Here is a 26,579-nt window from a genome sequence, read left to right as displayed (position 1 = left end):
ACAATGAATATAACTTATACTGTTATTAGTTCTGAGACAGAATTACAGCAGATTTTAGTGCTTCAACGTGATAATCTACCGATTTCAATTTCTCAAACAGAAAAAGAAGCAGAGGGTTTTGTTTCTGTGCAACATGATCTTGATATTCTAAGAAAAATGAATAGCAAACAACCCCATATCATTGCTAAGGACGGTGATAAAGTAGTTGGGTATGCATTGTGTATGTTAAAAGATTTTAAGGATGATATTGAACTCCTAAAACCTATGTTTTCTATCATCGAAAACCACTTAGACCCTTCGATATCCTATGTAATAATGGGGCAAGTATGTATTGATAAAGCCTATCGTAAACAAGGGATTTTTAGAGGTTTGTATCAAACTATGAAAACCGAATTACAAGACAAATACAACCTCTTAATCACCGAAGTAGCCTCAAACAATTCGCGTTCTTTACAAGCGCATTATGCCGTTGGTTTTAAAACACTAATCACTCATGAATCAAATGGTATAGAATGGCATCTTATTCGTTGGAACTGGGCATAATACTAGATGTTCGTGTATTCTCTAAACCATACCCCAAGTCTTTTCCTTTTTGTACTCTGGGAACACCCTTGGTCATCCATTTGGGAGCAGGCTCACCTTTTAAATAATAATCAAAAAATTGCATCATTCTAATAGAAAGATCCTGCTTGTTTTTTACTTTTTTCAGATTATGAGCTTCCTCATTATACACTAGTAGCCATACTGGTTTTTGTAATCTACGCATTCCCATAAACATTTCTATACCTTGATAATAAGGTACTGCCCCATCGTTATCATTATGCATCATTAGTAATGGAGTTTCTATTTTAGGGATACCAAAAAGTGGTGAGTTTTCAATATAAAGATCAAATCCGTCCCATAAATTTTTACCTAACCTACTTTGTGTTCTTTCATATTGAAATGCTCTACTCAATCCCGATTTCCACCTGATTCCTCCATAAGCAGAAGTCATATTACTTACTGGTGCGCCCGCCATCGCTGCTTTAAATTTATTAGTAACAGTTACCAAATATGCCACCTGATATCCGCCCCAGCTTTGCCCTTGTATCCCTATATTATCTCTATCAATATATCCCAACTCTTCTAATGCCTCTACTCCTGAGACTATACAATTATATGCACTGGCTCCAGGTTTACCTTCATCATACACAATATCGGGAACAAACATGATATAATCATTACTTACCAAATAGGATGGGTTTACAATAGATGCACTAGGTCTGGGCATATAATAATTACGATAGCTATCGGATCGTTTTTCATAAAAATAAGTGATCAAAGGGTATTGTTTAGAAGGGTCAAAATCTTCGGGTTTATAAATAATTCCCTCTAGTTTTTTACCATCGTATGTTTTCCAGGAAAACAATTCTGAAGTTCCCCATTTAAAATCTTTTTGATGTGGGTTTACTACTGTTATTCTATCAGAATTTTGAAATGTATTTGTAGTTATATAAAGATCAGAAAATGTAATGAAATTTTGTTTTCTATAGCTATACACTTCGGCATTCTTTGCCTTTTTATAAGAGCTAATATTAAATTCTGTAGGCCTGATTTTTTCAATCAATTTTCCTTTTCGCAAAGTATACAACCCAGAAGCTTTTGTTATTTTATCAAAACTGGTAATTAGTAATTCTTTATTACAATATGTTGCTTTGTTTTTTTGTTCAGGGTCCAACATTTTTGTTCTGTATTCAACATTGTTTTTCCTTCCGTTTTGCGTAAGATTTATTGGTTTTTCTTTTCCAGAAAGAGCAACTCGCCAAATATCAAATTTATCATAAATCAATGCATTTCCTCTTGAATCAAATCCCCCAAAACCATAAGGAGAGGGTAGTGAAGGATGATCATCATCTTCATCATAAAATGCCACATCTAACTCTTTGGTAAGGTTTGTTTTTTTCAATGCAGATAAATCAATCGAAAACCAATGTTTTTCTTTCATGTCATAATGCAATGCATATTGTCCATCTGGAGAAAGAATAGGCTGTCTCCCTTTGTTTTTAAGAATCAAATGTTTGTTTCCCGTATTGGTATTAATCACATAATAATCTTTTGTCCATGGATAATCCCATGAACGCATTACATCATATGGAGATGTTGTTGACCCTATTATATATTGTTGTTCCTTATTTTTATCAAAATTTAGTGTTTCGATAGTGTGATCTTGAATATGAACATATTGGTTAGATTTGGTATTATAGTATGATAAAAACGCCTTTTTATTAAGTTGTTCAAACTTTGATTTCTGTTCTGGCTGAATCAATTTATCCTGCCAGTTCCAAACATCTACTTGTGGTATTTCATCTTTTAATAATGTAGTATCTTTTGAGTATACTACTTTTGGCTTTGAGTAAAAATATAACCTATCTCCATTATCAGAGAAAAAAGGCGTTTGATCTTTACTCAATTCCCAGTTCTCTCTAAGGTTTTTATCAGGGGTATTTACAAGCTCTTGCAGTTTATTATTTTTATAATAATACAACTCAAACCTTAAGGAATCTATTGCTGTAGAATCAACCGCAGATAGATAAACAAATTGATTTCCATCTTTATATACTGCCAGTTTATCATAAATATATTTTGTAGTATCAATAGCTATTTTTGCTCCAGACGTTAAGTTATACTCATAAACTCCGATATCTTTTTGTTTATCCTTTTTATTTTTTAACGTATAATAAAATGTCTTTCCTTTCTCGGGTAGAATAAAATCTTTTATTTGATGAATCGTATCTTTTTGTTTTGTTTTTAGATTGTAAACCAAGGCATAATTTTGTTTAAATGCCATTGGAGCATTGTTGTCTATACTATCGTTTTTTTGTTCGGATAGTTTTTTTTTCTTTCCTATTCTCTTTTTTACTTTTTTAAAATTTTCAACGACCAACCAACCTTCTTGTTTTTTAGGCATTTTATATTTCTTCACCCTTAAGATAGAATCATAAATAGTATTATTTTTTACATCATAGATAAACAATACATCTTTAGTTCTATCCTCTTTTTTTATTTCTTTCTTTTTCTCTGTTCTGGTGAGTTGATATTTAGGTCTTTTCTTAAAAACTACATAGTTTTCATCTGAGGATATTGAAGTATCATATCCATTTGGGTACTTAAATTTAGTTTTATTTTGAGTATTATATATCTCTATATAGCCGTCTCCTCTTTTGGTATTGGTTTCAATAGTAGATACAATTAATTTCCCTTTATCTGATACTTTAACATCAGTAATATTTTTCCATAAATCGTAGTCAGCATGAGTCAACGTTTTTTTCTGAGCAGAAATCAATGAGGTGCTTAGTATAACTACAAAGGTGATTAGTCTTTGAATCATATGTAAGGTTTTAACATTAGAGTGATTAATATGCTCTCGAAAAGTATAAAACCTTTTTACCAAAAAAGGCTGTTTAACATAATTTTATCTAAAAATCAATGATTTAGATTAACTATCACTCAATTATTAATCATTTCCAAAAATTTACCTATATATTCTTTTTCGTAATCAAATAGTGCTTTAATATGCTTGCCCTTTACTTTCCAAAATTCGGTATTATCTTTATTTGAAGATTCGTATAGTTTTTCACCCAATTTATATGGAACTTGTTTGTCATTATGACTGTGTATTACCAATACAGGTTTTTTGATTTTTTTGATTTCTTTTTCTGCAGGAAAATCATTATTCATTAACAAAGGTACAAATGCTTTAAAGTTTTCCATATGTAACGCATTTGCATATACTTTTCCGATATCAGGAAAGGAACTAAACGTACCTTCTACAATAAGACCATCTATTTTCTCTTGTCTTTCTGCCGCATTCATGATTGCAAAAGCACCTCCTAATGATTGTCCCCAAATAATGATAGGAGTGTCTACAACATCTTCATGCTTTATTATTTCATCAAAAACATAAAGAGCATCTTTTTTTAGTTGTACAGAATTATCTGCTGTTCCTGTAGATTTACCAAAATTTCTTCGCTCAAAATTAAATACCTGAAATCCTTTATTTAATATTGATTTATAATATTTCTGAGATGACATTAAATGCATTCCTTTTCCCGAATAATGTATAATTGTTCCTATGGGAGGAATAGAGGAATCTGGCTTAAAAAGCACTGCATGAATCTTTACATTTTTATCTATCTCATAATAATATTCTTGATGAGCATACTCGGTTTGAAAACTATCATATGCAAGCCCATTAGTTTTATATATCATTGTATCAGTAAATCTCGAAAATCGAATCCACAAAACAGTTATAATGAGAATAGAAATAATGGTTACCGCCAACCATTTTATTGTTTTTACTATTTTTTTCATAAGTGTAATTTTTAATTAATGACACAAATGAAAAGAACTCGGTATTCTGAAAAAAAATAAAGTTATCGCTACTTATTTTTTGTGGTAAACAAATACATTTTGGGGTGAAATACTATTAACTCTTGGCTAATTAATAGTGTTTTTTACAGATGCAAAGTATGTTTTTGATACAGGAATATAGTCTTCAATATTTTTTAACTGAAGTTTTGCATTTTGAGCATTTCCTTTTAATAAAATAATGAAATCTGGATTAATTAAATATGACCTATGTGCTTTGATTAAGGATGAAAGCTGTTTTTCTATATTTGTTAAGGTATTTCTAAGCATTTTCTCTTTCAATAATTCTTCTTCTACATAATATATATACACATAATTATCTTCAGATCTAACATAGACGATAGATGTTTCTTCTACAGAAAACAACTCCTTTTTTAATGTGCCTTTCAACTTAATTTTTGATTGTTCGACAGCAGGTTTTCTCTTTTCTGATATCACATTATTCATCGATTTGTAATAGTTTCTCAATAAAACCGTAACTACAAACATGATGACACCAAATCCGAGAAATACCATTTTAAACCAGTTTAAAAACAAAATTAAAGTAAGTCGTTCTGGTTTTTTATTGATAATCACTTCTGTGTAGAAAAAAGCAATTATAATGGCGATAATTATAAAAAATAAGCAAAAAATAAGCTCTTCTATCCATTTCCAGATTTTGAAACGTAAGTAATATCCATTAGAAAAAATTACAGCAATCAAATAGGTAAAAAACACAATAATTCCATATCCTGTAAAGTAGAGGGTTTTAAAAGGACTTGTAAAATTATTAGATCCTAATGGGTGCAGAAAAACAATAATAAACACTACTATTATGCCTAGAATGGCAGCAATCAAAAAGTGGTACCTAAAAGATATTGAATATGGACATGATTTATTTAAATGCATAAAAAATCCCTATTAAATTATTAATAGGGATTAAATATATAATAAAAAAACCTTAATTAAGTACTGTGCTAATCTGCAAGTACAATAACCTTATTATCTTTCATTTCGATAGTTCCCGAGGTAATAGAAAGTAGTGTTGCTCCATTTCCACCTTTGGTGAATTTATCAGCAACTTCTTCTTCTAGATTCATCTCACCATACACTTTTACATCTCCTTTTCCTAGTAAAGAAACAATAGGTGCGTGATTATCTAACATCTGAAACTCTCCATCTATTCCTGGTACAGCAACCGAAGTTACTTCACCACTAAATAATATTGCTTCTGGAGTTACTATTTCTAAATACATATTTTTAAGTATTGAGTATTGAGTAATTAGTATTTAGACAATAATGAGAAAGAAACTAATCTCACTACTCAATTACTAACTTCTCACTACTAATTTATGCCTCTGCTAACATTTTTTCACCAGCTTCTATAGCTTCTTCGATTGTTCCTTTAAGGTTAAATGCTGCTTCTGGCAGGTGATCTAATTCACCATCCATAATCATTGTAAATGCCTTAATGGTATCTTTAATATCTACTAAGCATCCTGGAATACCAGTAAATTGTTCTGCTACATGGAATGGTTGAGACAAGAAACGTTGTACACGACGTGCACGTCCTACAGCTAACTTATCTTCTTCAGATAGTTCTTCCATACCAAGGATAGCAATAATATCCTGTAATTCTTTATAGCGTTGTAATAGCTCTTTTACTCGTTGTGCACAATTATAGTGCTCATCACCAAGAATGTCTGCCGAAAGGATTCTTGAAGTAGAATCTAATGGATCTACCGCTGGATAAATACCAAGCTCTGCAATTTTACGTGATAATACTGTTGTTGCATCTAAGTGAGCAAATGTTGTTGCTGGTGCAGGATCGGTAAGGTCATCTGCAGGTACATAAACTGCCTGTACAGATGTAATCGATCCTTTCTTTGTAGAAGTAATACGTTCCTGCATCACACCCATTTCTGTTGCTAATGTAGGTTGGTAACCTACCGCTGATGGCATACGTCCCAGAAGTGCTGATACCTCAGAACCTGCTTGTGTAAAACGGAAGATATTATCTACGAAGAAAAGTACATCTTTTCCTTGTCCATCTCCAGCTCCGTCACGGAAATATTCTGCAATAGTAAGACCCGATAGTGCTACACGTGCACGTGCTCCTGGAGGCTCATTCATTTGTCCAAATACGAAAGTAGCTTTAGATTCTTTCATTACTTCTTTATCTACTTTAGAAAGATCCCATCCTCCATTTTCCATAGAGTGCATAAAATCATCTCCGTATTTGATAATTCCAGATTCTAGCATTTCACGAAGAAGGTCATTACCTTCACGTGTTCTTTCTCCTACTCCTGCAAATACAGAAAGACCACCATGTCCTTTTGCAATATTATTAATCAACTCCTGAATAAGTACTGTTTTACCTACACCGGCACCACCAAATAATCCAATCTTACCTCCTTTTGCGTAAGGCTCTATAAGATCAATTACTTTAATTCCTGTAAATAAAACTTCTGTAGAAGTTGATAAATCTTCAAATTTAGGAGCTTGACGGTGAATTGGAAGTCCTTCTTTTCCTGCTTTAGGAAGATCACCAAGACCATCAATCGCATCCCCAATTACATTAAATAGACGTCCATATACGTCACCACCTATTGGCATTTGGATAGGAGCTCCTGTTGCAACTACTTCAATTCCTCTGCTCAATCCATCACTGGAATCCATTGCAATAGTACGCACAGTATCTTCACCAATGTGAGACTGAACCTCTAACACTAGTATACTACCGTCTGTTTTGTTAATTTCTAACGAATCATAAATTTTTGGTAATTCAGTACCAGCTGCGAATTCTACATCGATAACCGGACCTACAATTTGAGATACTTTACCCGTAACTTTAGACATTATATAACTATTTAATGTTTAGTATTTAACTATGTTAAAAAAACCAAGCACTCAACCATACTGAATACTAGCTTTTTTCAGGCTGCAAATATAGTCTTTTAAAATGAAAAAAATAACTCAATTTCTTTAGTTTTTTTCAACTAGCACTTTACTTCTTTTTTCAACTCCCATGACATCTCTTTTTTTACGGTTATATGATAGGTTCGAATTGTTTGAATGAATTAGTTTTTCGAAATAAATATTTATCCTTATTTTTAGATAAAACTCATTAAATGGAAACTTATGCAACAGCATTAAGCTATGCAATACCCGGCTTTATTGTACTTATACTTATCGAATATTTAATTAGTAGATGGAAAAAAATACCGGTTAATGAAGGTATGGATACAATTTCGAGTATTAGTTCTGGTATCACAAACACGCTCAAAAGCCTGATAGGCCTTACTGTTATTATTTTAAGCTACGAATGGATGGTTGAACATCTGGCTTTAATAGAAATTAAATCTACAATTTTGATATATATCCTAACCTTTATCGGGTTGGATTTTGTTGGCTATTGGTCACACCGCCTTAATCATACGATAAATGTATTCTGGAACCGGCATATTATACATCATAGTAGTGAAGAATTTAATTTAGCATGCGCTTTACGTCAAAATGTATCTGCAATAGTTGCTATTTATTTTTTTCTATATATCCCATTAGCATTAGTTGGAATCCCTGCAAATATAGTTGCATTTGTTGCTCCTATTCATTTCTTTGCTCAATTTTGGTATCATACCCGACTGATCAACAAAATGGGGTTTTTAGAGCATATTATTGTTACTCCTTCTCATCACAGGGTTCATCATGCTATTAACGATGAATATCTGGATAAAAACTATTCTGAAATATTCATTTTCTGGGATAAACTTTTTGGAACTTTTCAAGAGGAATTACAAGACAAACCACCGGTTTATGGTGTAAAAAAACCTGTAAATACCTGGAATCCTTTCTTTATCAATTTTATGCACATTTGGGGAATATTAAAAGATGCTTGGAGAACCCAAAATTGGCTTGATAAAATTAAGATATGGTTTATGCCAACGGGATGGCGACCAGAGGATGTAAAAGAAAAATATCCTATACAAATCATTACAAACCCTTATTCAAGACAAAAATATAAAACAGAAAGTTCATTGGTATTAAAATTGTGGTCATGGGTTCAGCTTGTAATTACAGTAGCACTTATGTATTACTTATTGATTAGTGTTGCCGATCTGGAGTTTATCCAAATTGTAAACTACTCTATCTTTCTAGGAGTATCAATATTTGCTTATACATCTCTAATGGATCGACATATAATTTCTTTGTTTGCAGAATGTATTAAGCTTGCAATGGGATTATATTTTATACTTTACTATGGTAGTTGGTTTGATATTGACACCATTTTTCAGGGAGCTACATTTGTAGTTTTAGGATATATACTTATATCTTTTTTACTTTCTATATATTTTCAATTAATAGAAAGAAATTACAATTCTCATACTATTCAGCAAACAGCATAAAAAACCCACTTTAGAATACCTAAAGCAGGTCATATTATTTTAGATTGCACGTTCTATTTTAACAAAGCCGAATAAAAAGTTGGATAATCTACTGCTTTTACCATTGGCAGATTAGAACCGTATGTAGTATTTACAGACTCTATTGCTTTATTTGCTAAAAAAGCATAGCCTCTAGCTGTAGGGTGCACTCCATCTAAAGAAAAAGCACCACCAAAAACCAAATCATCCTGCAGTAAAAAATCATCAAACATTACTCCGTTTTCTGAAGCTTCTTTAAGAATTGTATTTGCATCTACAAATGCTAAACCAGCTTGCTGTATTGCTGTACTTATTATCGTATTAAACGTAGTAGTCGCAGCAGATATTTCCTGTTGTTCGGAAGGTATTAACACCCATTTATCTTCTAAAGGAACTGAAACTCCGTTTATTAATAATGGATTTCCTCCAACGGTAGTACCGATAAAAGAAGAACTTGGTAATATTAATAAATCTTCTGCGGTAGCATGTCTGTAATTTGGCAAACCAGACGTGGTTAGATTTGTTAGACTTTCATCTTCTATTACTACTGCATTTTGCCCTGCTGCAAACTCGATTGTCCTGGCTTTTCTTTCTGCTTCATCAATTCCTCCAAGGCCTTCTATTTGCAACAAGCCTGCATTATAGGCTGCATATCCCTGATTAACAGCTCCTGCTGTTGCAGCATCTAAAGGAACAGGGTTATAAGGCACAGTTGTAAAATGTGGTATAGATGTTACATCAGGAATATTAAACGCTACTCCTTTTGCTTGACCAGAAGTTAACGTGGTAACTATCGCATTATAAGCCTGCGTAAATATAGTTTCATCTGTAATCGGATCTGTACCATCTCCTCCCGACAAAGCATATCCCAAAACATCGTTATTACCGATCCACAACGAAAAAAATGTTGGATTCTGAGCCATAGCATCTCCAAGTACAGAGGCTGTAGGACCAGAAGCAATTCTCACAAAATAAGGATTAGCCATACTTGGTAACCCTGCTACATTACCATATCCTGCTGCAGGTAAATGAAAACTTTTGGCTCCAGGAATTCCCATATTATTAAAAGGTCCTGATATTATATTTGTTATTTCTGTGGTGGGTATTTCTGGAGTATCATCTCCTGGCGTAGTTCCTAATAATCGTGGTCCTGATTCATTAGGTGGATCAGGATTTGGATCACTATAAAAATAAAATCTTGGATTTAAAGTAGGGGTTCCTGCTATCAGGGCTCCTCCTATATTATCATTCATTAAAGGCTGTGTAAATTCTCCTCCCCCAGCCAGAGCAAATTGCTTTGCCAAAATATTAGGCATCGAATTTTCCTGTCCAGCAATAAACAAGGCCCCATCGGTAAATCCGGCAGCCAAAGAATTCCCTAAGGAAACATATTTTGAAAAATCCGCATTCCCAGAGGTAATTACCACTTCTCCACCTGTAGTAGAGGCATCATCATCTGATTCGCAAGAAATACATCCAAAAATTAACAGGAGTATTAACCATTTATATTGAGTATTCATCTGTTCTTTTTTAATTGTTTTTAATCGTAGCCTACAAATTATTTATTGACAAGCCTATGTAATACTGGGATCCAATAAATCCAGTTCCAAATGCCGTAAAGTATTCATCCCCTCCAATGTTGGTTGCACCCGCTTTAAGAGTAGTTTTCAATTTTGGAATCTTATAATTTATCTGGGCATCGATAACCGAGAAAGATGGTATATTTCCATTTCCAAATGATGCTTCCCAGAAGTAACTATCACTCCAACGATAACTTGTATTAAAGCCAAAGTTTTTAAACAAATTTGCATGTCCAAAAGTAGCTTTTACTTTATGTTTTGGAGTATTAAAATTAGTTATGAAATCAGGATCTTTATCTTTATCAAAATCCTGTTCGGCATATGTGTAATTAACTCCTAAATCAAAATCTCCAGGAATTCTGGTGTTTACACCAATTGTGCCTCCAAAAGATTTTATATCTACGTCCGAATTTGTATAGGCTTGATACACCTTAAAATCATCATTCTGTAATGCAAGAAGTGATAATGTTCCGTCTCCCACCTGACCATACAATGGTACAATCACATTTTCATTTGATATAAAATCTGTATACTGGTTATAATACCCGCTTAGGTCAATAATAAATTTCTTTACTTTACCACGATATCCTACTTCGAAAGCAGTAATTTTTTCTGGCTCAACAAGATTGGCATTAGAAGCTTCTGGTGCTCCATTTGCTACAGAGTTTGCAGAAAACGAATTTTCGTAAGCAGCTCTTCCTGTTATAGTAACAGTATCTGATCCTACAATGGTTTCTCCAGCACCACTTAAATCACTAAATGACCTTACATCTCTGTCTAGATTATCTCTAGCTGATCCAACTAATATTGCACGCCCTACATCCAGACCAATATACAAATCCTGCGTAGTCGGGTTTCTAAATCCTGTTTGCACAGAAGCTCGGATATTATGATTTCTTTCAGTACCCAAGGTATATCCTATTGATAATCTAGGTGATAAATTACCATCGAATAATTCTGATTTATCATACCGCACAGATCCTGTTACTTTTACTCTTTCGTCTGCAAATTTTTTCTGAATTTGTGTATATGCTCCATATTCAGAATACCTAATAGGTTTGTCAAAATCTGTAAAGATTGTACCCGAAGAATTCAATTTATATTCTCTAAACGATCCTCCTACCTGAATATCTGCAAAATCTCCCGTAATATGACTCAAATTATAATTAACATCTACATGTCTTAACTGAGTAGCATCTTGAAATTTTGATCCGGTTAATAGATTCGGATCATTGGTTACGGTTTGAAAAGCTTGTTCAAACCCCGGTGTTCCTGGTATAAGTCGACCTGTATCTGCAGTTTGTCTTGCAATAAGATGGGCCTGTTCTGGCAATTGGCCAGCTAGTGTTGCCTGAACAAATGCACCTGCATATTCACCAAACCAAGTTTGGTCGTCTTTCCATTTTCTATTAATATTAATTCCGGTAAATCGTATATCATAAGAATCTCCTGCACTTTCATCTGTTAAATACCCTCTAACAAAAAAGTTATTATTTTTAAATTCTAATTTATGCTGCTGTAAGAAAAAATTACGAATTGAATATCTATTTGCTCCTTGATAAATTGTAGTTCCTCTACCTACTTTTCCGTTATAAATAACTTCAAAATCATTAGCAAATGGTCTATAATGTAATGCTGCATCAAATTTTATACTTTCTGCTTTATTAGCATTTAAGTCTTGCTCATTATACCCTGTTCTACTAACACTTTGGTCTGGCAGTAAGTTTTCGGCTCCAGCCGGTAAAATCCCCCTATTTACAAGAGCTTCTCCTACACCTCTTATATTTGTACTTACCTCATCACCATACACATTAAGACCGTCATAATTAGGGTCTGATCTATCTGTAGTCGGGTTTAAAACATTAACGGTATTGGTTGCAAACCAATCTGTACCTCGCAGATACGAGAAATTAGCTTTTGCGGCGAATTTCTCTGAGAACTTATGTGCAACCCTAATCCCATAATCATAAAACTCATTATCTCCTGCTGCTTCTTGCGAAGTAATTCCGCCTTTAAAATATGCACTAATCCCATGATGGTCAAATGGATTTTTACTCGTCATGAATAGAATTCCATTAAAAGCATTTGCTCCATACAATGCAGAAGATGCTCCTGGCAGTAGTTCTACACTATTAACATCTAGTTCTGTCATTCCCAACAGGTTTCCTAACACAAAATTGAGAGCTGGGGCAGTGTTATCCATCCCATCTACCAATTGAACAAAACGAGTATTTGCAAATGTTGCAAATCCTCTGGTGTTAATCGATTTAAATGTTAGACTGTTAGTATTAACATCAACTCCTTTAAGATTTTCTAATCCATCATAAAAATCTACCGAAGGTGTATTCTTTATTTCTTTAATTCCGAAACGTTCAACACTCACCGGAGATTCGAAGATACGTTCTGGTGTTCTGGAAGCCGAAATAACTACTTCATCAAGCTCTGTACCTTCTTTCAATACAATAGTCAAATCTACAGTTTGTGAAGATATATCTATTGATGAGGATTCAAATCCTACAGAACTGGCTATTATTGTAAAAGGGGGTGATTCCTGAACTGTTAAAGTAAAAATACCGTCAAAATCTGCTACTGTTCCCGAAGAAGAATTTTTTAATGTAATATTAGCTCCTGGAATAGGTTGGTTACCATCATCAACGACCTTTCCGCTAATTGTTGTTTGTGCAGTAGCAATAATGCATACCATCATCATTATTACTAATGTAATTTTTTTCATGCCCCTAAGTTTTAATAGTTATGACAACAATATACGTTTTTTTAATAATCTTTCAATAAAATAGCCAAAACTTTGTGATTTCATTATTGAAAAAACCATTATACAACATTATCATCATTTAGTAGTTTTTATTTATTATTCTACCTCTATTAAAAGCTCTAATAAAAGCTAAAAACCCTATCCGAAAATTTTCAGATAGGGTTACCATATTTTAATTGATTTCTATTTAAGAGAACTCGTTATTCTACAGTTACAGACTTTGCAAGATTTCTTGGTTGATCTACATTTTTATCCAACATTACAGCAATATAATATGATAATAATTGCAGTGGTATTGTTGTAAGAAGAGGTGTCAAAAATTCTTCTGTTTCTGGTATTTCTATAACATGATCAGCCAGTTCTTTCACAGTAACATCTCCTTCTGTAACAATCCCGATAATCTTTCCTTTTCTGGATTTAATTTCCTGAATATTACTTACCACTTTATCATAGTGTCCTTTTTTGGTGGCTATTACAACAACTGGCATTTGTTCATCAATTAATGCTATTGGCCCATGTTTCATTTCTGCTGCCGGGTATCCTTCTGCATGTATATATGATATCTCCTTTAATTTTAATGCTCCTTCTAATGCAACAGGAAAATTATATCCTCTACCCAAATACAGGAAGTTTTTTGCATCTTTATAGGTATCTGCGATAAACTTAATATGATCATTAGACTCTAAAGTCTTTTTAACTTTTTCTGGAATTCGCTCTAATTCCTGCAGGTAATAATGAAAATCGCTATTAGAAATTGTTCCTTTTCTCTCTGCCAGTTTTAATGCTATTAAAGATAGCACTGTTATTTGAGTCGTAAATGCTTTTGTAGAAGCAACCCCTATTTCTGGTCCGGCATGGGTATAAGCTCCAGCATGAGTTTCTCTAGAGATTGAAGATCCAACCACATTACAGACCCCAAAAACAAAAGCTCCATTTTCTTTAGCAAGTTTAATTGCAGCCATTGTATCTGCCGTCTCACCACTTTGTGATATTGCGATTACAACATCATCCTGATGTATTACCGGGTTTCGATATCTAAACTCTGATGCATACTCTACCTCTACAGGTATGCGAACTAATTCCTCAAAAATATATTCTGCTACTAAACCAGCGTGCCATGAGGTACCACAAGCAATAACAATGATGCGTTTTGCATTTAATAGTTTAGCAAGGTTATCATCAATACCTGCCATTTTTATAATTCCTTCTGCAACTCGCATTCTACCTCTATAGGTATCGCTAATCGCATTAGGCTGCTCATAAATTTCTTTGAGCATAAAATGATCATATCCTCCTTTTTCTATTTGCTCCAGGTTAATTTGCAGTTCTTGCAAATATGGATCTACTGGTTTATCGTCTTTAATATTCCTTACTTTAACTCCCTTATTTCTTCTTACAACAGCCATTTCTCCATCTTCGAGGTAAATTGCATTATTTGTATATTCTATGAAAGGAGATGCATCGGAGGCTATAAAAAACTCATCTTCACCCACACCGATAGCTAGCGGACTACCCAATCTTGCAACAACAATCTCATCTGGTTTTTGCTTATCAAAAACAGCAATTGCATACGCCCCTATAGTTTGATTTAGAGCGATCTGAACTGCTTTACCCAGTTTTACATTTTCTTTAGTTTTTACATCTTCTATAAGATTTACTAATACTTCTGTATCGGTTTCTGAGGTAAATGTATATCCTCGATTAATCAATTCTTTACGGAGAGCATCATAATTTTCTATGATTCCGTTATGAATGATTACCAGATTACCAGAGTTAGAATAATGTGGATGTGAATTCACATCATTAGGAACTCCGTGTGTCGCCCATCTGGTGTGTCCTATTCCTATAGTTCCTTTTGTAGGAATTTCTTTTAACAATCGCTTTTCCAGATCTGCTACTTTTCCTTTGGTTTTAGACAATTTGATGTCTTTTCCATCGTAAAGAGCTATCCCTGCAGAGTCATAGCCTCTGTACTCTAATCTTTTTAAACCTTTTAAAACAATTGGATAGGCTTCTCTATGCCCTATGTACCCTACAATTCCGCACATAATTTAAGTTTTTAAAATATTGTTAGTTTTCCTTTGATGATGTATAAAAAATATCAAGTTTTAAACGTTTTGATTCAGGAACATTTACTCCATTTCCGTAGAGCACTGTTCCTTCATGGGAAACTATTGATGAGGAGGGAATTATCTCATTTTTAGTTGTAGGGGTATCGCCTATTGCGCTTGTTAATATGTTTACGTTTTGAGACACTGATAATCCTAGTTTAGTATTTTCAATTTCACCTTTTAAAATGTTCAGGACATGTTGTGTCATTCTTATTCTATAAAATTCTCCGTTCTTATCAGAATCACGACTGATTCTTCCCAAATGGCTAATAACAGAAGTCAAGGGAGCATCTGCATTAGCACTTCCATCCAAAAAATAATCGAGAAGAACTCCTCCTGTCTCAATATTAAATATAAAGATTCTTTCGGGTTCTGTATCTCCTCCCGTTACTTTATCCTGGTCTATATAGAATTTTAAACTTGCATCGTTAATTAACCAATCTTGCCTTTTTAAGAAACTAAGTTCATTTTCTTCTTCGCCATTTTCATTAGTAACATTGCCTCCAAATAAATCGATTACTGCATATGAACCATCACCACCTTTTAGATATAAATTATCTTCTCCATTTACCATATCCTGATTCTCTTCTTTTAGCTCTTCAGCAATGGTTGGATCTAAGGTAGTATTTATAGAATTTATAAAAGTATTAGTAAAATTTAAATCCAGTTTATCCTGTTTAATTGTAGTAACCTCATTTGTGGTTTCTTCAAAACTGTAATAAAGGGTTATCTGAGCATTTCTTGTATTAAGGTATATTAGATTTCCACTATTATTAACAGGTTCTACCTTAATATAAATTCCTCTAAAATAATTTCTAAAATTATTTACACTGCTAAGTTCTGGACTACCTACTTTATCCAGAAACAACTTTGAAAACAGGGTTTTTGTCTCATCTGGAAGTTCAACTCTTAACCTAGGAGTTAACCTCTCTCTTTTGGTTGTAGTCTCCCCATTGGTAACCGTCTCGGTTGTTGTAATAATTTCTTTAGCAGAAGGAACAAAACTATTATTAGTATAAAGCAATGTTTGTTCTACTTCTGCACCAAAATTAGTTTCGACATCATCAGAATAATAGACTTGTCTTTCATTAGATTCTGGATCAAAATCCCTTAGAAAGTAATTAGATTTATACAACGAGAGTTTAACAGGTTGGTTTCCATAAATTGAATCCAATCTATAAGTAGTTGCTGTCTCGGTAACATTACCTATTTGAACCGATGCTGTGCTTGTCGCGGTACTAAAATATGGCAAACTAAAAACAACACTGTCTAATACTGCTTTAGTCCCAAAAGTTGGATCGAATTTTGAAGGTTCAATCTGAGATAAAATACTATATACTGATTGTCCATATATAGGATCATTATAGACTCCTAACAAATTAGAATGAGCAGTTCCTCGTTGATCAATTGGCAAACTATTTGTACGTACTCTTTCGAATTTTTTACTATATGCTATCGGCTCTACAGAGTACTGTTTGTCTTCAAAATTAACACCTCCAACAACCTCACTACCAACAGAATCAAAATCATCGTTACAAGACAAAAAGGTAAAAACAACAGCTACTATAGCCGTTATTCTAATTAAAATATTCTTCAATTTCATAAATAATTTCGTCGTTTTGCTTACGCTTACACCAATACCTCTGTCTGATAGAAGTTTTCATAGGCATCAGCAAATTCATCTGGTTTTTTATATTCTAAAACTGGTTGGTCTATTGTTTTTAAATGTTCTACAAGCTCAGATGGAATTTCTTCGGACCCCACAATAATAGCATCAGAATTATCAACAGCCACCTTCATAAGGTTACTATATGTTGGTTGAGCTAAATCACTTATTTTTTCTTCATCTATTCCGTCAAACTTTACTTTTCCCAACATATTCTTATCCAATATCCCGTCATAACCATTATTATACACAGAAGTAACAATTTTACTTTGACCAAAAAGAGGTTCATTAGCATAATAATTCTTTAAGTATAATGGTAAAAGAGAAGCTAACCATCCATGCACATGAATCACATCTGGTGACCAGTTTAATTTCTTAACTGTTTCAATCACTCCTTTGGCAAAAAAGATTGCTCGTTCATCATTATCCGGAAATAATTTTCCTTCTTCATCAGTTAACGTTGCTTTTCTTTTAAAATAATCCTCATTATCGATAAAATAAACTTGCATTCGTTCTTTTGGAATCGAAGCAACTTTAATAATAAGGGGCATATCCAGGTCATTAATTACTAAATTCATACCCGAAAGCCGAATTACTTCGTGCAACTGATGCCTCCTCTCATTGATATTGCCATATCTAGGCATAAAAATTCTTATTTGCCCCCCTTTATTATTTACCATTCTTGGTGCTTCAAAAGACATAGATGAGATTTCAGTCTCTGGCAGGTAAGGTATTACTTCTGATGATACATACAATATCCTCTTATCTTTCATATAATCGATACTTTTATCGTCCTCCTTTTGGAATTAATTTTGCAAAATTACGAAAATTTATGCAGTCTGCCAGTAATATCTTATTTTTGCACGCCTTTAAGTTATACACCAAATGCGGGTACACGGAAAAAGACGAGATATACTAGACGATGTTGCAGCTTTTAATAAGCAGAACAAAACTATTGGTTTTGTTCCCACAATGGGAGCATTGCATAAGGGCCATCTTGCACTAATAGAAAGAGCTCTCAAGGAAAATCAAAAAGTTGTAGTTAGTATTTTTGTAAACCCTACACAGTTTAATACTACCGAAGATTTAGTTAATTATCCTCGAACTTTGGATTCTGATATTGAGCTTTTATCAGAATTATCTAAAGAAATAATTGTATTTGCTCCTACACCAAAAGAGGTGTATGGAGATGAAATGTTATCGATTAATTATGATTTTGGGGGATTAGAAAATGAAATGGAGGGCAAATACAGGCCTGGTCATTTTGATGGAGTTGGGACAGTCTTAAAACATTTCTTTACTATTGTTAATCCAGATAAAGCCTACTTTGGCGAAAAAGATTTTCAACAACTTCAAATTGTTAAAAAATTAGTTGAAATTGAAAAAATGTCAGTTCAAATTATTGGTTGCCCTATCTATAGAGAAGAAAGTGGATTAGCTTTAAGCTCTCGAAACAAAAGACTTAATCAGAAACAACTTAGTGAATCTCCTTTGATTTATTCGACTCTGAAACAGGTGAAAAAAGACTTTGGCACAAAAAGTGTTCATACCTTAAACAAATGGGTGTCAGAACAATTCAAAAACAATAATGAGTTAAAATTAGAATACTTTGAAATTGCAAAGGTATCTGACTTAAAGTCCATTAAACGAAAACAAAAAGACACCAAATACAGAGCTTTTATAGCTGTATTTGCAGGAGAAATAAGACTCATTGATAACATTGCCCTAAATTAAAAAATAACTAACTTTGTAACATGTTTGTACACGTAGTAAAATCAAAAATTCATCGCGTTAAGGTGACTGGTGCCGATCTTAATTATATCGGTAGTATAACAATAGATCAAGATCTAATGGATGCTGCTAATATTGTTGAAGGAGAAAAGGTACAGATTGTAAATAATAATAATGGAGAGCGTTTAGAAACTTACGCTATCCCAGGACCCAGAAACAGTGGTGAAATTACATTAAATGGTGCTGCTGCTCGAAAAGTAGCAAAAGGAGATGTATTAATACTAATCACCTATGCCATGATGGATATTGAAGAAGCTAAAAACTTCAAACCAAGACTTCTTTTCCCAAACGAGGAAAATAATTTATTAAAATAAATAGTGAATCCTAAACTTATAAAGTTTCTTAAAATTATACTCCCTTTAGCATTGGGAGTTTTTTTAATTTGGTATTCTATCACTTCGGCAACCCCAGAAGAAAGACAAAAAACGCTTCAGTATATTACACAAGCAGATCCCAAATGGATTATTCTTTCTGTAATTTTGGGAATTATCTCCCATCTCTCAAGAGCATACCGGTGGAAATTTTTATTAGAACCTTTGGGATATCCAATCAAACTATCCAATAGTTTTATGGCTGTTATGGTGGGGTATCTTGCGAATCTGGGAATCCCAAGATCTGGAGAAATTCTACGTGGTGGTACGATATCAACGTATGAAGGTGTTCCTTTTAAAAAAGCTTTCGGAACCATTATCTCAGAACGAGTTATTGATTTGCTTATGCTTTTATTAGTGATAGGCATCACACTACTTTTTCAATCAGAACTTCTTTTATCGTACTTAGAAGAAAAAATTGCAAGCCCTTTTATTACTCTTGCCATTTTACTTGGGCTACTACTTGCCGGAATAATGTTCCTTAAAATCATAAAAACTTCTAGCAATCCAATACTTATTAAATTGCGAAATTTTGGAAATGGTCTTCTAGAAGGAGTAAAAAGCATTTCTAAGATAAGACAAAAAAGAGCTTTTGTGTTTCATACTTTTCTTATATGGACACTTTATGTAGTGATGTTTTATGTTATTAAATTTACGGTTCCCGAAACTGCTTCTTTATCTATAGGCCCCATATTGGCCACCTTTGTAGCGGGATCATTTGCTATGTCTACTACTAATGGAGGTATTGGTGCATTTCCTATCGCTATTGCTGCAATTTTATTACTTTTTGATATCGAAAAACCAGCAGGAGAAGCTTTTGGCTGGATATTATGGACCTCACAGACCGCAATAAATATAGTCATTGGGGCGTTATCCTTTTTGTTTCTCCCTATTTTAAACAGAGAACAATAACGAAATAATTTATATATTGTCCCTTGCTTAACCTTAATCCTAATACTTATGAAAAAAAGTGTGACTCTTATTATAGCTTGTATTTTTGTTGTTTCCAGCTATGGACAAACAATATATGAGTCTTTCAGATCTATCAAATTAGACCAAAGTAGAGAGTTAAAAATTCAGCTTCCGCGTAATTATAAGAAAAATGAAGACAAAATATATCCCTTGATTATTGTTCTTGATGGGGATTACTTATTCGAACCCGTCGCCGGAAACGTGGATTATTTTTCCTATTGGGAAGATATGCCAGAATCAATCGTTGTTGGTGTTAATCAAAGAAAAACCAGAGAAGATGATTGCAGATATGATACTGCAGAGTTTTTACCCACTCTAAAAGGCGCAGAATTTTATGAATTTATAGGACAAGAGCTTGTTCCTTACCTCAATGAAAATTATCGTACTGCACAACTTAAAATTATTGTCGGGCATGATTATACTGCTAATTTTATAAATTACTTTTTATTTAAAGACAATCCTATTTTTCAGGGATATATATGCATTAGCCCAGAATTAGGACCACCAATGGGGGATCGAATTTCGAGCAAATTAGAGACTTCATCTGACATTTGGTATTACCTGGCTACTGCAACTAATGATGCCGATAATATCAAAAAGAACCTCATTGCATTAGATGAGAAACTATCTGTAATAGAAAATCCTGAAATGAGCTATTTCTTTGATAACTTTGAAGAATCTTCTCATTATACTTTGGTTGGAAAAGCTATTCCTAATGCTCTCGAAGGTATTTTTGAAATGTATCGCCCGATAAGCAAGAAAACATATAAAGAAGTTCTTCTTACACTAGAAACTTCACCCTATGACTATCTTGTAGATATGTATAAAACTACAGAAAAACTGTATGGCATTAAACGTAAAATAAGAATTAACGATTTTATTGCTGTATCTACTGCTCTCGAAAAAAAGGAAAACTGGTCAGAATTAGAACCTTTAGGTAAGCTAGCTATAAAAGAACATTCTGATTTAATGCTGGGGCATTATTATTTAGGAATGTTCTATGAACAAACAGGAGAACCCAAAAAAGCTATGAGAGCTTATGAAAGTGGTTTTCAACTCTCTGAAGTTGCTTTCTTAACCAAAGATTATATGCTGGATAAGGTTAACAAAATTAAAGAAGATTTCGGTTGGTAAACATACCAATCGCACGCATAAAAAAAGATCCTGTTTTCAGGATCTTTTTGTTTTTGATTGCTATTGATTTTAACAAATCATACATTCAATATAGCACTCGTAAGGCGTCTGACCCGTTTGTATACAGGCTCTCATGCATGCACGATCAATACAGTTGGGTCTTCCTCCTCCATTAATTTCTTTTTGAGCAATTTTACGTATTGGTTTTACTCCTGTTAATTTTAGAATTTTCATGATTATATACTATTATTGGTTAAGTACTAAATATACTATATTTTCAATTAAGAAAGTTGGTTTTTAAAATCCAAGCAAAAATATTTGATACTTATTTTAGGAGTTCATTTTTGTGTACTGTATTATTAAAATAATAGTATTTTTACACTCTTATCAATCTTATATGGCTAAGACCAAAACTGTTTTTTTCTGTCAGAATTGTGGAGCACAATACTCCAAATGGCAAGGACAATGTACATCCTGTAAAGAGTGGAATACTATTGCCGAAGAAATCGTTCAAAAAGCTTCGACCAGTGATTGGAAAAGTGCTACATCTAGTCCTAAAACCAATAGAACGGCCAAGCCCTTACGAATTTCAGAAATTGACACTAGCCAGGAAGCCCGTTATAATACAGATGACGCCGAATTAAATCGGGTACTTGGAGGAGGGTTGGTGCCTGGTTCTTTAACACTACTGGGAGGCGAACCAGGAATAGGAAAAAGTACATTGTTACTACAAATTAGTCTTAAATTACCTTATAAAACATTATATGTTTCTGGTGAAGAAAGCCAGCAACAAATTAAGATGCGTGCAGAACGTATTCACTCTAAAACAGACAATTGCTTAATTCTTACCGAAACTAAAACTCAAAATATCTTTAGGCAGATTGAGGAAACTCAACCCGATATTGTTATTATAGATTCTATTCAAACCTTGCACAGCGATTATATAGAAAGTAGTGCAGGAAGTATTTCTCAGATCAGAGAATGTACTACAGAATTAATCAAGTTTGCCAAAGAAACTGCAACGCCTGTAGTATTAATTGGCCATATCACAAAAGATGGTAATATTGCCGGTCCAAAAATTCTGGAGCATATGGTTGATACCGTACTACAGTTTGAAGGAGATCGAAACCATGTATACAGAATTTTACGTGCTTTAAAAAATAGATTCGGATCTACTTCTGAGTTAGGGATTTATGAAATGCAGGGAAGTGGCCTACGAGAAGTTACTAATCCCAGTGAGATTCTGATCTCTAAAAAGGAAGAAGAACTAAGTGGTACTGCTATCGCCTCTACCGTAGAAGGTATGAGGCCTCTTATGATAGAAGTACAAGCTTTGGTGAGTACTGCCGTATATGGGACCCCGCAACGCAGTGCAACAGGGTATAACCTTAAACGCCTTAATATGATCCTGGCAGTTTTAGAGAAACGCGCTGGTTTTAGGTTGGGAGCCAAAGATGTATTCCTTAATATCACAGGAGGCATCTCTGTAGATGACCCTGCAATTGATCTGGCAGTAGTTGCTGCCATATTATCCTCAAGCGAGGACATTCCTATCCCCAAAGATTTTTGCTTTGCTGCAGAGGTTGGACTGGCAGGAGAAATACGCCCTGTAACCAAAGTAGAGCAACGTATACAAGAAGCAGAGAAACTAGGTTTCTCTACTATCTTTGTTTCTAAATACAATAAAATATCTCTGCAAAATACTCAAATTCAAATTCAGATGGTTACCAAAATCGAAGATGTAGTTGAGTTTTTATTTGGTTAAGGAGCAGGATTAGGATTATTTTCATGTACTGCCTCAATCTCATCTAAAATTGCATCAGAAAGGGTGATATCGATACTACCAATATTTTCTTTTAACTGATCCAGTGATGTAGCACCAATAATATTACTGGTTACAAAAGGGCGGTCATTTATAAATGCCAAAGCCATTTGAGTCAAGCTTATACCATGTTTTTTTGCTATTTCATTATACGCCCTTGTCGCTTCAAACGATTTCTCATTATGATACCTAGCAAATTGCGGAAATAAGGTTACTCTTGCATTTTTTGGGGTTTCCTCGAGGTATTTTCCTGTTAATTGCCCAAAACCAAGAGGAGAGTAAGGTAAATGCCCAATATTTTCGCGATGTAAAACTTCGGTAAGACCTACCTCATCTTTTCGGTTTAATAAATTATAAGGGTTTTGAACTGTAATCATTTTTGGTGCTCCTTTTCGAGCTTCTTCAGCATAGCGCATTACTCCATAAGGTGTTTCATTAGAAAGGCCTATTTGTCTTATCTTTCCTGCTGCAACAAAATCCTGAAGGTAACTTAATACTTCACTAAAATTATCCTCCCATCGCTCTGCTTCGTCATGAATATATCCCCTAACTCCAAAGAAATTGGTATTTCGTTCTGGCCAATGCAATTGATACAAATCAATATAGTCAGTTTGTAAGCGCTGTAAACTTTTATGTATCGCATCTGTAAATTCTGCTTTTGTAAAACCACCTGTACGAATATGATTAACAAAATCTCTGGGCCCTACAATTTTGGTAGCAATAACTACCTCATTCCGTTTATTGGTTTTTTTTAACCATGTTCCGATAATTCTTTCTGTGCTTCCTTGGGTCTCCTTATTTGCCGGTACAGAATATAACTCTGCCGTATCAATAAAATTAACCCCTTTATCGATGGCATAGTCTAACTGTTGATGCCCTTCTTCTTCGGTATTTTGTTCTCCCCAGGTCATGCTTCCCAGGCATATTTTACTTACTCGTATATCTGTACCAGGTAATGTAGTGTACTTCATTCTTTTTGGCTATAAATTTTTAAGTTAAGAATAAAAAAGTTTAAAAGAGTTCATGACCAAAAGTAGAAACTCTTCTCTTAGTTAGTGTAAAAATTATCATAATAAATCTGATGAAAGCACAATCTATATTTCTGCATTTTTTCTTTTCTAAATGTGAAATAAATCTACAATCGGTATACCAGATCAACAGTTTTGAAATAATAAGTTAAAAACCTAAAAAATACAATAAACTAATAATCAATGTTTTAAATAGAAATTAAATCATTTTATATTCTGGAATGATAATTTCTTTTTATATAGTAAAGTATAACAAAACTAATTCTAAAAAATATGAAAAAGATAAGTATCATAGCTGCTATCTGTGTTGTCCTATTTTCATTCGAAACCGTATCTGCACAAGAAGTCGAAGAAGCTCTGCCCATTACCAAAACAGAAGCTTCTACCAATCAGCAAGATTATAAAGAAGTTAAAATAGACAAGCTTTCTGAAATCATTAAAGCTGCTGTAGAAAAAGATTTTCCAGAAGCTAGTATTTCTGAGGCCTATACTGACAAGATTGGAAATTACAAATTAATCCTTGCTATAGGTAACGACACTAAAACGGTATATACCAACGCTAGGGGAGAATGGTTTGATCCAAATAAAAAAGGGTGATACCAAGTTACTGACTTCTTCCTTATTTTAACCAGAAAAGAGCTTCTTATATAAGAAGCTCTTTTTTTAATCAAAACGGATACGACTACCCCTTGCCGCATCCGTTTCACACACTAAACCAACCTAAAATTATTCCTCCAACATCCATCAAATATATTTTAGGAATGAACCTATATCATCTTGTTTCTATATCTGAACACTACATTTCTTCCTTTCGAATTTTACTTTTTTACCCCTTGTTCCAAGTTTAGATACTAGATAAAGTGTTTATATGCTCATTGGTTTACTCAAAAGTAAAGCGCAATATCATTTTACAAAACACAGAATGAGTGAATGGTAGTTTTGAGTTAGGGAACTCTTATTTTGAAGTATTATACCAAACTAAGATATTTGTTTAGCATTATTCTGCACATATTATATTCGCCTCCTGGATATGATGATCAATGAGATAAGCGGCCAGGTTTGTATTTTTTTGTGCTCTATCCAATATCCAGGCATCAGAGCTTACTACAATATGTGCTGAGCTTGCTAATTCTTTATCTGGGTTATTTACCAAATCTATTTTCCAGGAAAAATGATGTTGTTCTGCTAATTCTCGAAGTGTTGTTTTTAATCGCCCGCTGTTAGAAACCGGAGCATCAAAATACCAGTGTACCCAACTTACTCCAAGCTTATCAAGTGTATTTCCTATTACTAGAAGAGCTTCTTCTGTTTTTTGAACTCGTTTATAGGTACCATGAACACCTGACACATCGCGATAATATCCATCAAGCCCTTTAAAAATATATGCTCCAGACAAGGCACTTTCGAGAATAATCAATAGGTTAAATCCATCTATCGCTATGGTTTGCCCTTTTAACATTTTTGGCGTTACCCTATTTTTATTACGAATCACAATTTGTTGTTCACTACAACTCATACCATGCAAAGCTCTTTGTTGTCGTGCATTAAGGGTATAACGATTTCCTACCAATTGTACAGATGATTTTTCTGCATAACCGCGAGAAAGGAGATACAACATATCTTTTGCTGCTGCTTTTAATTTTTCCTGCATCGGCAACTCTCCAAACAATCGATCATCACTAGCTTCTCTTCCTCTATTGCGAGTAGTCATTTAGATTTACTTTGATAAAACAGTATATAAAGTTGATGTATATAAACAAAAAAAGCGCTCTCAGCGCTATCTCTATGGCATCGGTAATATTTCAATTACCTTACCATATACATTTTTGGTCCACCCGTTAAGGCGTCCTCGGTTATTACCGATCAGTAATCCTCGTTTAGCATTTTTTCCTTTGACCAAATGCGTAAAACAGTTCCCTCTCACTTTACAAAAAACAATGTCTCCTGCTTCGCAATCTTCCCAATGTACGGGTTCAAGTATTACAGGTTGTTTTGATTTTAAGATGGGTAACATAGAATTACCAGGTTCTTTGGAGACAATAGTCTCACCATTCAATAGTTTTTGAATTTTCCAATTCATCATACATAGTTTTAAAAATTAAACATAAATTCATAAACTATGGAGTATGGTATTCTATACCAATTGAATTCCAAAGAACTTGTACAAAAGTAGGCATTTAACTTGAATTATCCATAACTCTTAGTTAACGGTCGTCTTATTTAGGCAAATCTATACTTTAAACATCTTTCAAATGGACCCCAGCCTACGCTGGTATGACAACTCAAATAATTAAACAAATATCAAGTATTGTTTGTTCTCCTCCTATACAAAAACACCACCAAAAACATAACTGCTACTATACCCAATCCTAAAATCCAATACAGTTGGGTGTCGTTATTAAACTGCATTGCAGTAGTATCTCCTACCAGGTAAAATCCTCCCCAATAGAAAGGATCGGTACGATTGATATTAGCGGTGCTTAGGTATTGTAGTTTTGCCTGTTGTAAGGCCTTACCTTTA

23 protein-coding genes are annotated in these 26,579 nt (G+C 33.7%); 8 read left to right on the top strand and 15 right to left on the bottom strand.

What is annotated here, in order from left to right; translation table 11 throughout:
- Positions 1-3: 3 nt before the first annotated feature.
- Complete coding sequence (locus tag DK441_RS01470; RefSeq protein WP_109097162.1) at positions 4-543, top strand: GNAT family N-acetyltransferase; 540 nt, start codon at positions 4-6, stop codon at positions 541-543.
- Here DK441_RS01470 and DK441_RS01465 read toward each other — a convergent pair.
- From DK441_RS01465 to atpD, 5 genes are all read right to left on the bottom strand, one after another.
- On the bottom strand, positions 521-3,367 hold the full coding sequence (locus DK441_RS01465; protein WP_160111911.1) for a S9 family peptidase: 2,847 nt from the start codon (positions 3,365-3,367) through the stop codon (positions 521-523). The two genes, DK441_RS01470 and DK441_RS01465, sit on opposite strands and share 23 nt — an antisense overlap.
- Positions 3,368-3,486: 119 nt before the next feature.
- The gene (locus DK441_RS01460; protein WP_109097160.1) at positions 3,487-4,350 is read right to left on the bottom strand and encodes an alpha/beta hydrolase; all 864 of its coding nucleotides are present in this window, start codon (positions 4,348-4,350) and stop codon (positions 3,487-3,489) included.
- 126 nt (positions 4,351-4,476) lie between these two features.
- Positions 4,477-5,295, bottom strand: coding sequence for a LytTR family DNA-binding domain-containing protein (locus DK441_RS01455; protein WP_109097159.1), 819 nt, complete (start codon positions 5,293-5,295; stop codon positions 4,477-4,479).
- A 68-nt stretch (positions 5,296-5,363) separates the two neighbouring features.
- Positions 5,364-5,642, bottom strand: coding sequence for a F0F1 ATP synthase subunit epsilon (locus DK441_RS01450; protein WP_106790997.1), 279 nt, complete (start codon positions 5,640-5,642; stop codon positions 5,364-5,366).
- 94 nt (positions 5,643-5,736) lie between these two features.
- A complete protein-coding gene (gene atpD / locus DK441_RS01445; protein ID WP_074406923.1) occupies positions 5,737-7,245 on the bottom strand; it encodes a F0F1 ATP synthase subunit beta in 1,509 nt (502 codons plus the stop codon).
- 272 nt (positions 7,246-7,517) lie between these two features.
- Here atpD and DK441_RS01440 point away from each other — a divergent pair, with 272 nt between their 5' ends.
- Positions 7,518-8,792, top strand: coding sequence for a sterol desaturase family protein (locus DK441_RS01440; protein WP_109097158.1), 1,275 nt, complete (start codon positions 7,518-7,520; stop codon positions 8,790-8,792).
- Positions 8,793-8,845: 53 nt separating this feature from the next.
- On the opposite strand, the gene DK441_RS01435 is transcribed toward DK441_RS01440, so the two are convergent.
- The 5 genes from DK441_RS01435 to DK441_RS01415 all read right to left on the bottom strand — a co-directional run bounded on the left by DK441_RS01435 (position 8,846) and on the right by DK441_RS01415 (position 17,713).
- Positions 8,846-10,330 (bottom strand): G-D-S-L family lipolytic protein, encoded by a 1,485-nt coding sequence (locus DK441_RS01435; RefSeq protein WP_109097157.1) that lies wholly within the window; start codon positions 10,328-10,330, stop codon positions 8,846-8,848.
- Positions 10,331-10,361: 31 nt separating this feature from the next.
- Positions 10,362-13,124, bottom strand: coding sequence for a TonB-dependent receptor domain-containing protein (locus tag DK441_RS01430; RefSeq protein WP_109097156.1), 2,763 nt, complete (start codon positions 13,122-13,124; stop codon positions 10,362-10,364).
- A gap of 239 nt (positions 13,125-13,363) precedes the next feature.
- Positions 13,364-15,211 (bottom strand): glutamine--fructose-6-phosphate transaminase (isomerizing), encoded by a 1,848-nt coding sequence (glmS, locus tag DK441_RS01425; RefSeq protein ID WP_074406919.1) that lies wholly within the window; start codon positions 15,209-15,211, stop codon positions 13,364-13,366.
- 22 nt (positions 15,212-15,233) lie between these two features.
- On the bottom strand, positions 15,234-16,877 hold the full coding sequence (locus DK441_RS01420; RefSeq protein ID WP_109097155.1) for a DUF4270 domain-containing protein: 1,644 nt from the start codon (positions 16,875-16,877) through the stop codon (positions 15,234-15,236).
- 26 nt (positions 16,878-16,903) lie between these two features.
- On the bottom strand, positions 16,904-17,713 hold the full coding sequence (locus tag DK441_RS01415) for a glycogen/starch synthase (RefSeq protein ID WP_109097154.1): 810 nt from the start codon (positions 17,711-17,713) through the stop codon (positions 16,904-16,906).
- 112 nt (positions 17,714-17,825) lie between these two features.
- Between DK441_RS01415 and panC the strand changes: the two genes are divergently transcribed.
- Genes panC through DK441_RS01395 form a run of 4 tightly spaced genes read left to right on the top strand, consistent with a single transcriptional unit; the run spans position 17,826 to position 21,208 of the window.
- Positions 17,826-18,674, top strand: a complete 849-nt coding sequence (gene panC / locus DK441_RS01410; protein WP_109097153.1) for a pantoate--beta-alanine ligase — start codon at positions 17,826-17,828, stop codon at positions 18,672-18,674.
- A gap of 20 nt (positions 18,675-18,694) precedes the next feature.
- The gene (panD, locus tag DK441_RS01405; RefSeq protein ID WP_024768330.1) at positions 18,695-19,045 is read left to right on the top strand and encodes an aspartate 1-decarboxylase; all 351 of its coding nucleotides are present in this window, start codon (positions 18,695-18,697) and stop codon (positions 19,043-19,045) included.
- Positions 19,046-19,048: 3 nt separating this feature from the next.
- Positions 19,049-20,014 (top strand): lysylphosphatidylglycerol synthase transmembrane domain-containing protein, encoded by a 966-nt coding sequence (locus DK441_RS01400; RefSeq protein WP_109097152.1) that lies wholly within the window; start codon positions 19,049-19,051, stop codon positions 20,012-20,014.
- Positions 20,015-20,062: 48 nt separating this feature from the next.
- Complete coding sequence (locus DK441_RS01395) at positions 20,063-21,208, top strand: alpha/beta hydrolase (RefSeq protein ID WP_074406914.1); 1,146 nt, start codon at positions 20,063-20,065, stop codon at positions 21,206-21,208.
- 69 nt (positions 21,209-21,277) lie between these two features.
- On the opposite strand, the gene DK441_RS26370 is transcribed toward DK441_RS01395, so the two are convergent.
- Positions 21,278-21,442, bottom strand: coding sequence for a hypothetical protein (locus DK441_RS26370; RefSeq protein WP_160111910.1), 165 nt, complete (start codon positions 21,440-21,442; stop codon positions 21,278-21,280).
- A 163-nt stretch (positions 21,443-21,605) separates the two neighbouring features.
- On the opposite strand from DK441_RS26370, the gene radA reads away from it, so the two are divergent.
- Positions 21,606-22,973, top strand: coding sequence for a DNA repair protein RadA (gene radA / locus DK441_RS01390; RefSeq protein WP_109097151.1), 1,368 nt, complete (start codon positions 21,606-21,608; stop codon positions 22,971-22,973).
- On the opposite strand, the gene DK441_RS01385 is transcribed toward radA, so the two are convergent.
- Positions 22,970-24,001, bottom strand: coding sequence for an aldo/keto reductase (locus DK441_RS01385; protein ID WP_109097150.1), 1,032 nt, complete (start codon positions 23,999-24,001; stop codon positions 22,970-22,972). The two genes, radA and DK441_RS01385, sit on opposite strands and share 4 nt — an antisense overlap.
- Positions 24,002-24,331: 330 nt before the next feature.
- Here DK441_RS01385 and DK441_RS01380 point away from each other — a divergent pair, with 330 nt between their 5' ends.
- Complete coding sequence (locus DK441_RS01380) at positions 24,332-24,655, top strand: hypothetical protein (RefSeq protein ID WP_109097149.1); 324 nt, start codon at positions 24,332-24,334, stop codon at positions 24,653-24,655.
- Between the two features lie 400 nt (positions 24,656-25,055).
- Here DK441_RS01380 and DK441_RS01375 read toward each other — a convergent pair whose 3' ends face one another.
- The 3 genes from DK441_RS01375 to DK441_RS01365 form a co-directional block, all read right to left on the bottom strand.
- Complete coding sequence (locus DK441_RS01375; protein WP_109097148.1) at positions 25,056-25,769, bottom strand: DUF434 domain-containing protein; 714 nt, start codon at positions 25,767-25,769, stop codon at positions 25,056-25,058.
- 72 nt (positions 25,770-25,841) lie between these two features.
- On the bottom strand, positions 25,842-26,138 hold the full coding sequence (locus DK441_RS01370; RefSeq protein ID WP_200822821.1) for a phage repressor protein: 297 nt from the start codon (positions 26,136-26,138) through the stop codon (positions 25,842-25,844).
- 221 nt (positions 26,139-26,359) lie between these two features.
- The coding region (locus DK441_RS01365) for a hypothetical protein (RefSeq protein WP_160111909.1) at positions 26,360-26,579 on the bottom strand (220 nt) is incomplete at its 5' end.

Origin of the sequence: Aquimarina sp. AU58 (assembly GCF_900312745.1) — a bacterium.
GTDB lineage: Bacteria > Bacteroidota > Bacteroidia > Flavobacteriales > Flavobacteriaceae > Aquimarina > Aquimarina spinulae.
The sequence above is the reverse complement of the archived record's forward strand: the minus strand, read 5'-3'. Positions and strand labels throughout refer to the sequence as shown.

Excerpts from the sequence above, each read along its gene's own strand:
- DK441_RS26370 (WP_160111910.1), bottom strand. The coding sequence starts at position 21,442 with ATGAAAATTCTAAAATTAACAGGAGTAAAACCAATACGTAAAATTGCT.
- DK441_RS01395 (WP_074406914.1), top strand. The coding sequence starts at position 20,063 with ATGAAAAAAAGTGTGACTCTTATTATAGCTTGTATTTTTGTTGTTTCC.
- DK441_RS01380 (WP_109097149.1), top strand. The coding sequence starts at position 24,332 with ATGAAAAAGATAAGTATCATAGCTGCTATCTGTGTTGTCCTATTTTCA.
- atpD (WP_074406923.1), bottom strand. The coding sequence starts at position 7,245 with ATGTCTAAAGTTACGGGTAAAGTATCTCAAATTGTAGGTCCGGTTATC.
- DK441_RS01375 (WP_109097148.1), bottom strand. The coding sequence starts at position 25,769 with ATGACTACTCGCAATAGAGGAAGAGAAGCTAGTGATGATCGATTGTTT.
- DK441_RS01415 (WP_109097154.1), bottom strand. The coding sequence starts at position 17,713 with ATGAAAGATAAGAGGATATTGTATGTATCATCAGAAGTAATACCTTAC.
- DK441_RS01455 (WP_109097159.1), bottom strand. The coding sequence starts at position 5,295 with ATGCATTTAAATAAATCATGTCCATATTCAATATCTTTTAGGTACCAC.
- radA (WP_109097151.1), top strand. The coding sequence starts at position 21,606 with ATGGCTAAGACCAAAACTGTTTTTTTCTGTCAGAATTGTGGAGCACAA.
- glmS (WP_074406919.1), bottom strand. The coding sequence starts at position 15,211 with ATGTGCGGAATTGTAGGGTACATAGGGCATAGAGAAGCCTATCCAATT.
- DK441_RS01470 (WP_109097162.1), top strand. The coding sequence starts at position 4 with ATGAATATAACTTATACTGTTATTAGTTCTGAGACAGAATTACAGCAG.
- DK441_RS01420 (WP_109097155.1), bottom strand. The coding sequence starts at position 16,877 with ATGAAATTGAAGAATATTTTAATTAGAATAACGGCTATAGTAGCTGTT.
- DK441_RS01385 (WP_109097150.1), bottom strand. The coding sequence starts at position 24,001 with ATGAAGTACACTACATTACCTGGTACAGATATACGAGTAAGTAAAATA.
- panC (WP_109097153.1), top strand. The coding sequence starts at position 17,826 with ATGCGGGTACACGGAAAAAGACGAGATATACTAGACGATGTTGCAGCT.
- DK441_RS01430 (WP_109097156.1), bottom strand. The coding sequence starts at position 13,124 with ATGAAAAAAATTACATTAGTAATAATGATGATGGTATGCATTATTGCT.
- DK441_RS01435 (WP_109097157.1), bottom strand. The coding sequence starts at position 10,330 with ATGAATACTCAATATAAATGGTTAATACTCCTGTTAATTTTTGGATGT.
- DK441_RS01440 (WP_109097158.1), top strand. The coding sequence starts at position 7,518 with ATGGAAACTTATGCAACAGCATTAAGCTATGCAATACCCGGCTTTATT.
- panD (WP_024768330.1), top strand. The coding sequence starts at position 18,695 with ATGTTTGTACACGTAGTAAAATCAAAAATTCATCGCGTTAAGGTGACT.
- DK441_RS01450 (WP_106790997.1), bottom strand. The coding sequence starts at position 5,642 with ATGTATTTAGAAATAGTAACTCCAGAAGCAATATTATTTAGTGGTGAA.
- DK441_RS01370 (WP_200822821.1), bottom strand. The coding sequence starts at position 26,138 with ATGAATTGGAAAATTCAAAAACTATTGAATGGTGAGACTATTGTCTCC.
- DK441_RS01465 (WP_160111911.1), bottom strand. The coding sequence starts at position 3,367 with ATGATTCAAAGACTAATCACCTTTGTAGTTATACTAAGCACCTCATTG.
- DK441_RS01460 (WP_109097160.1), bottom strand. The coding sequence starts at position 4,350 with ATGAAAAAAATAGTAAAAACAATAAAATGGTTGGCGGTAACCATTATT.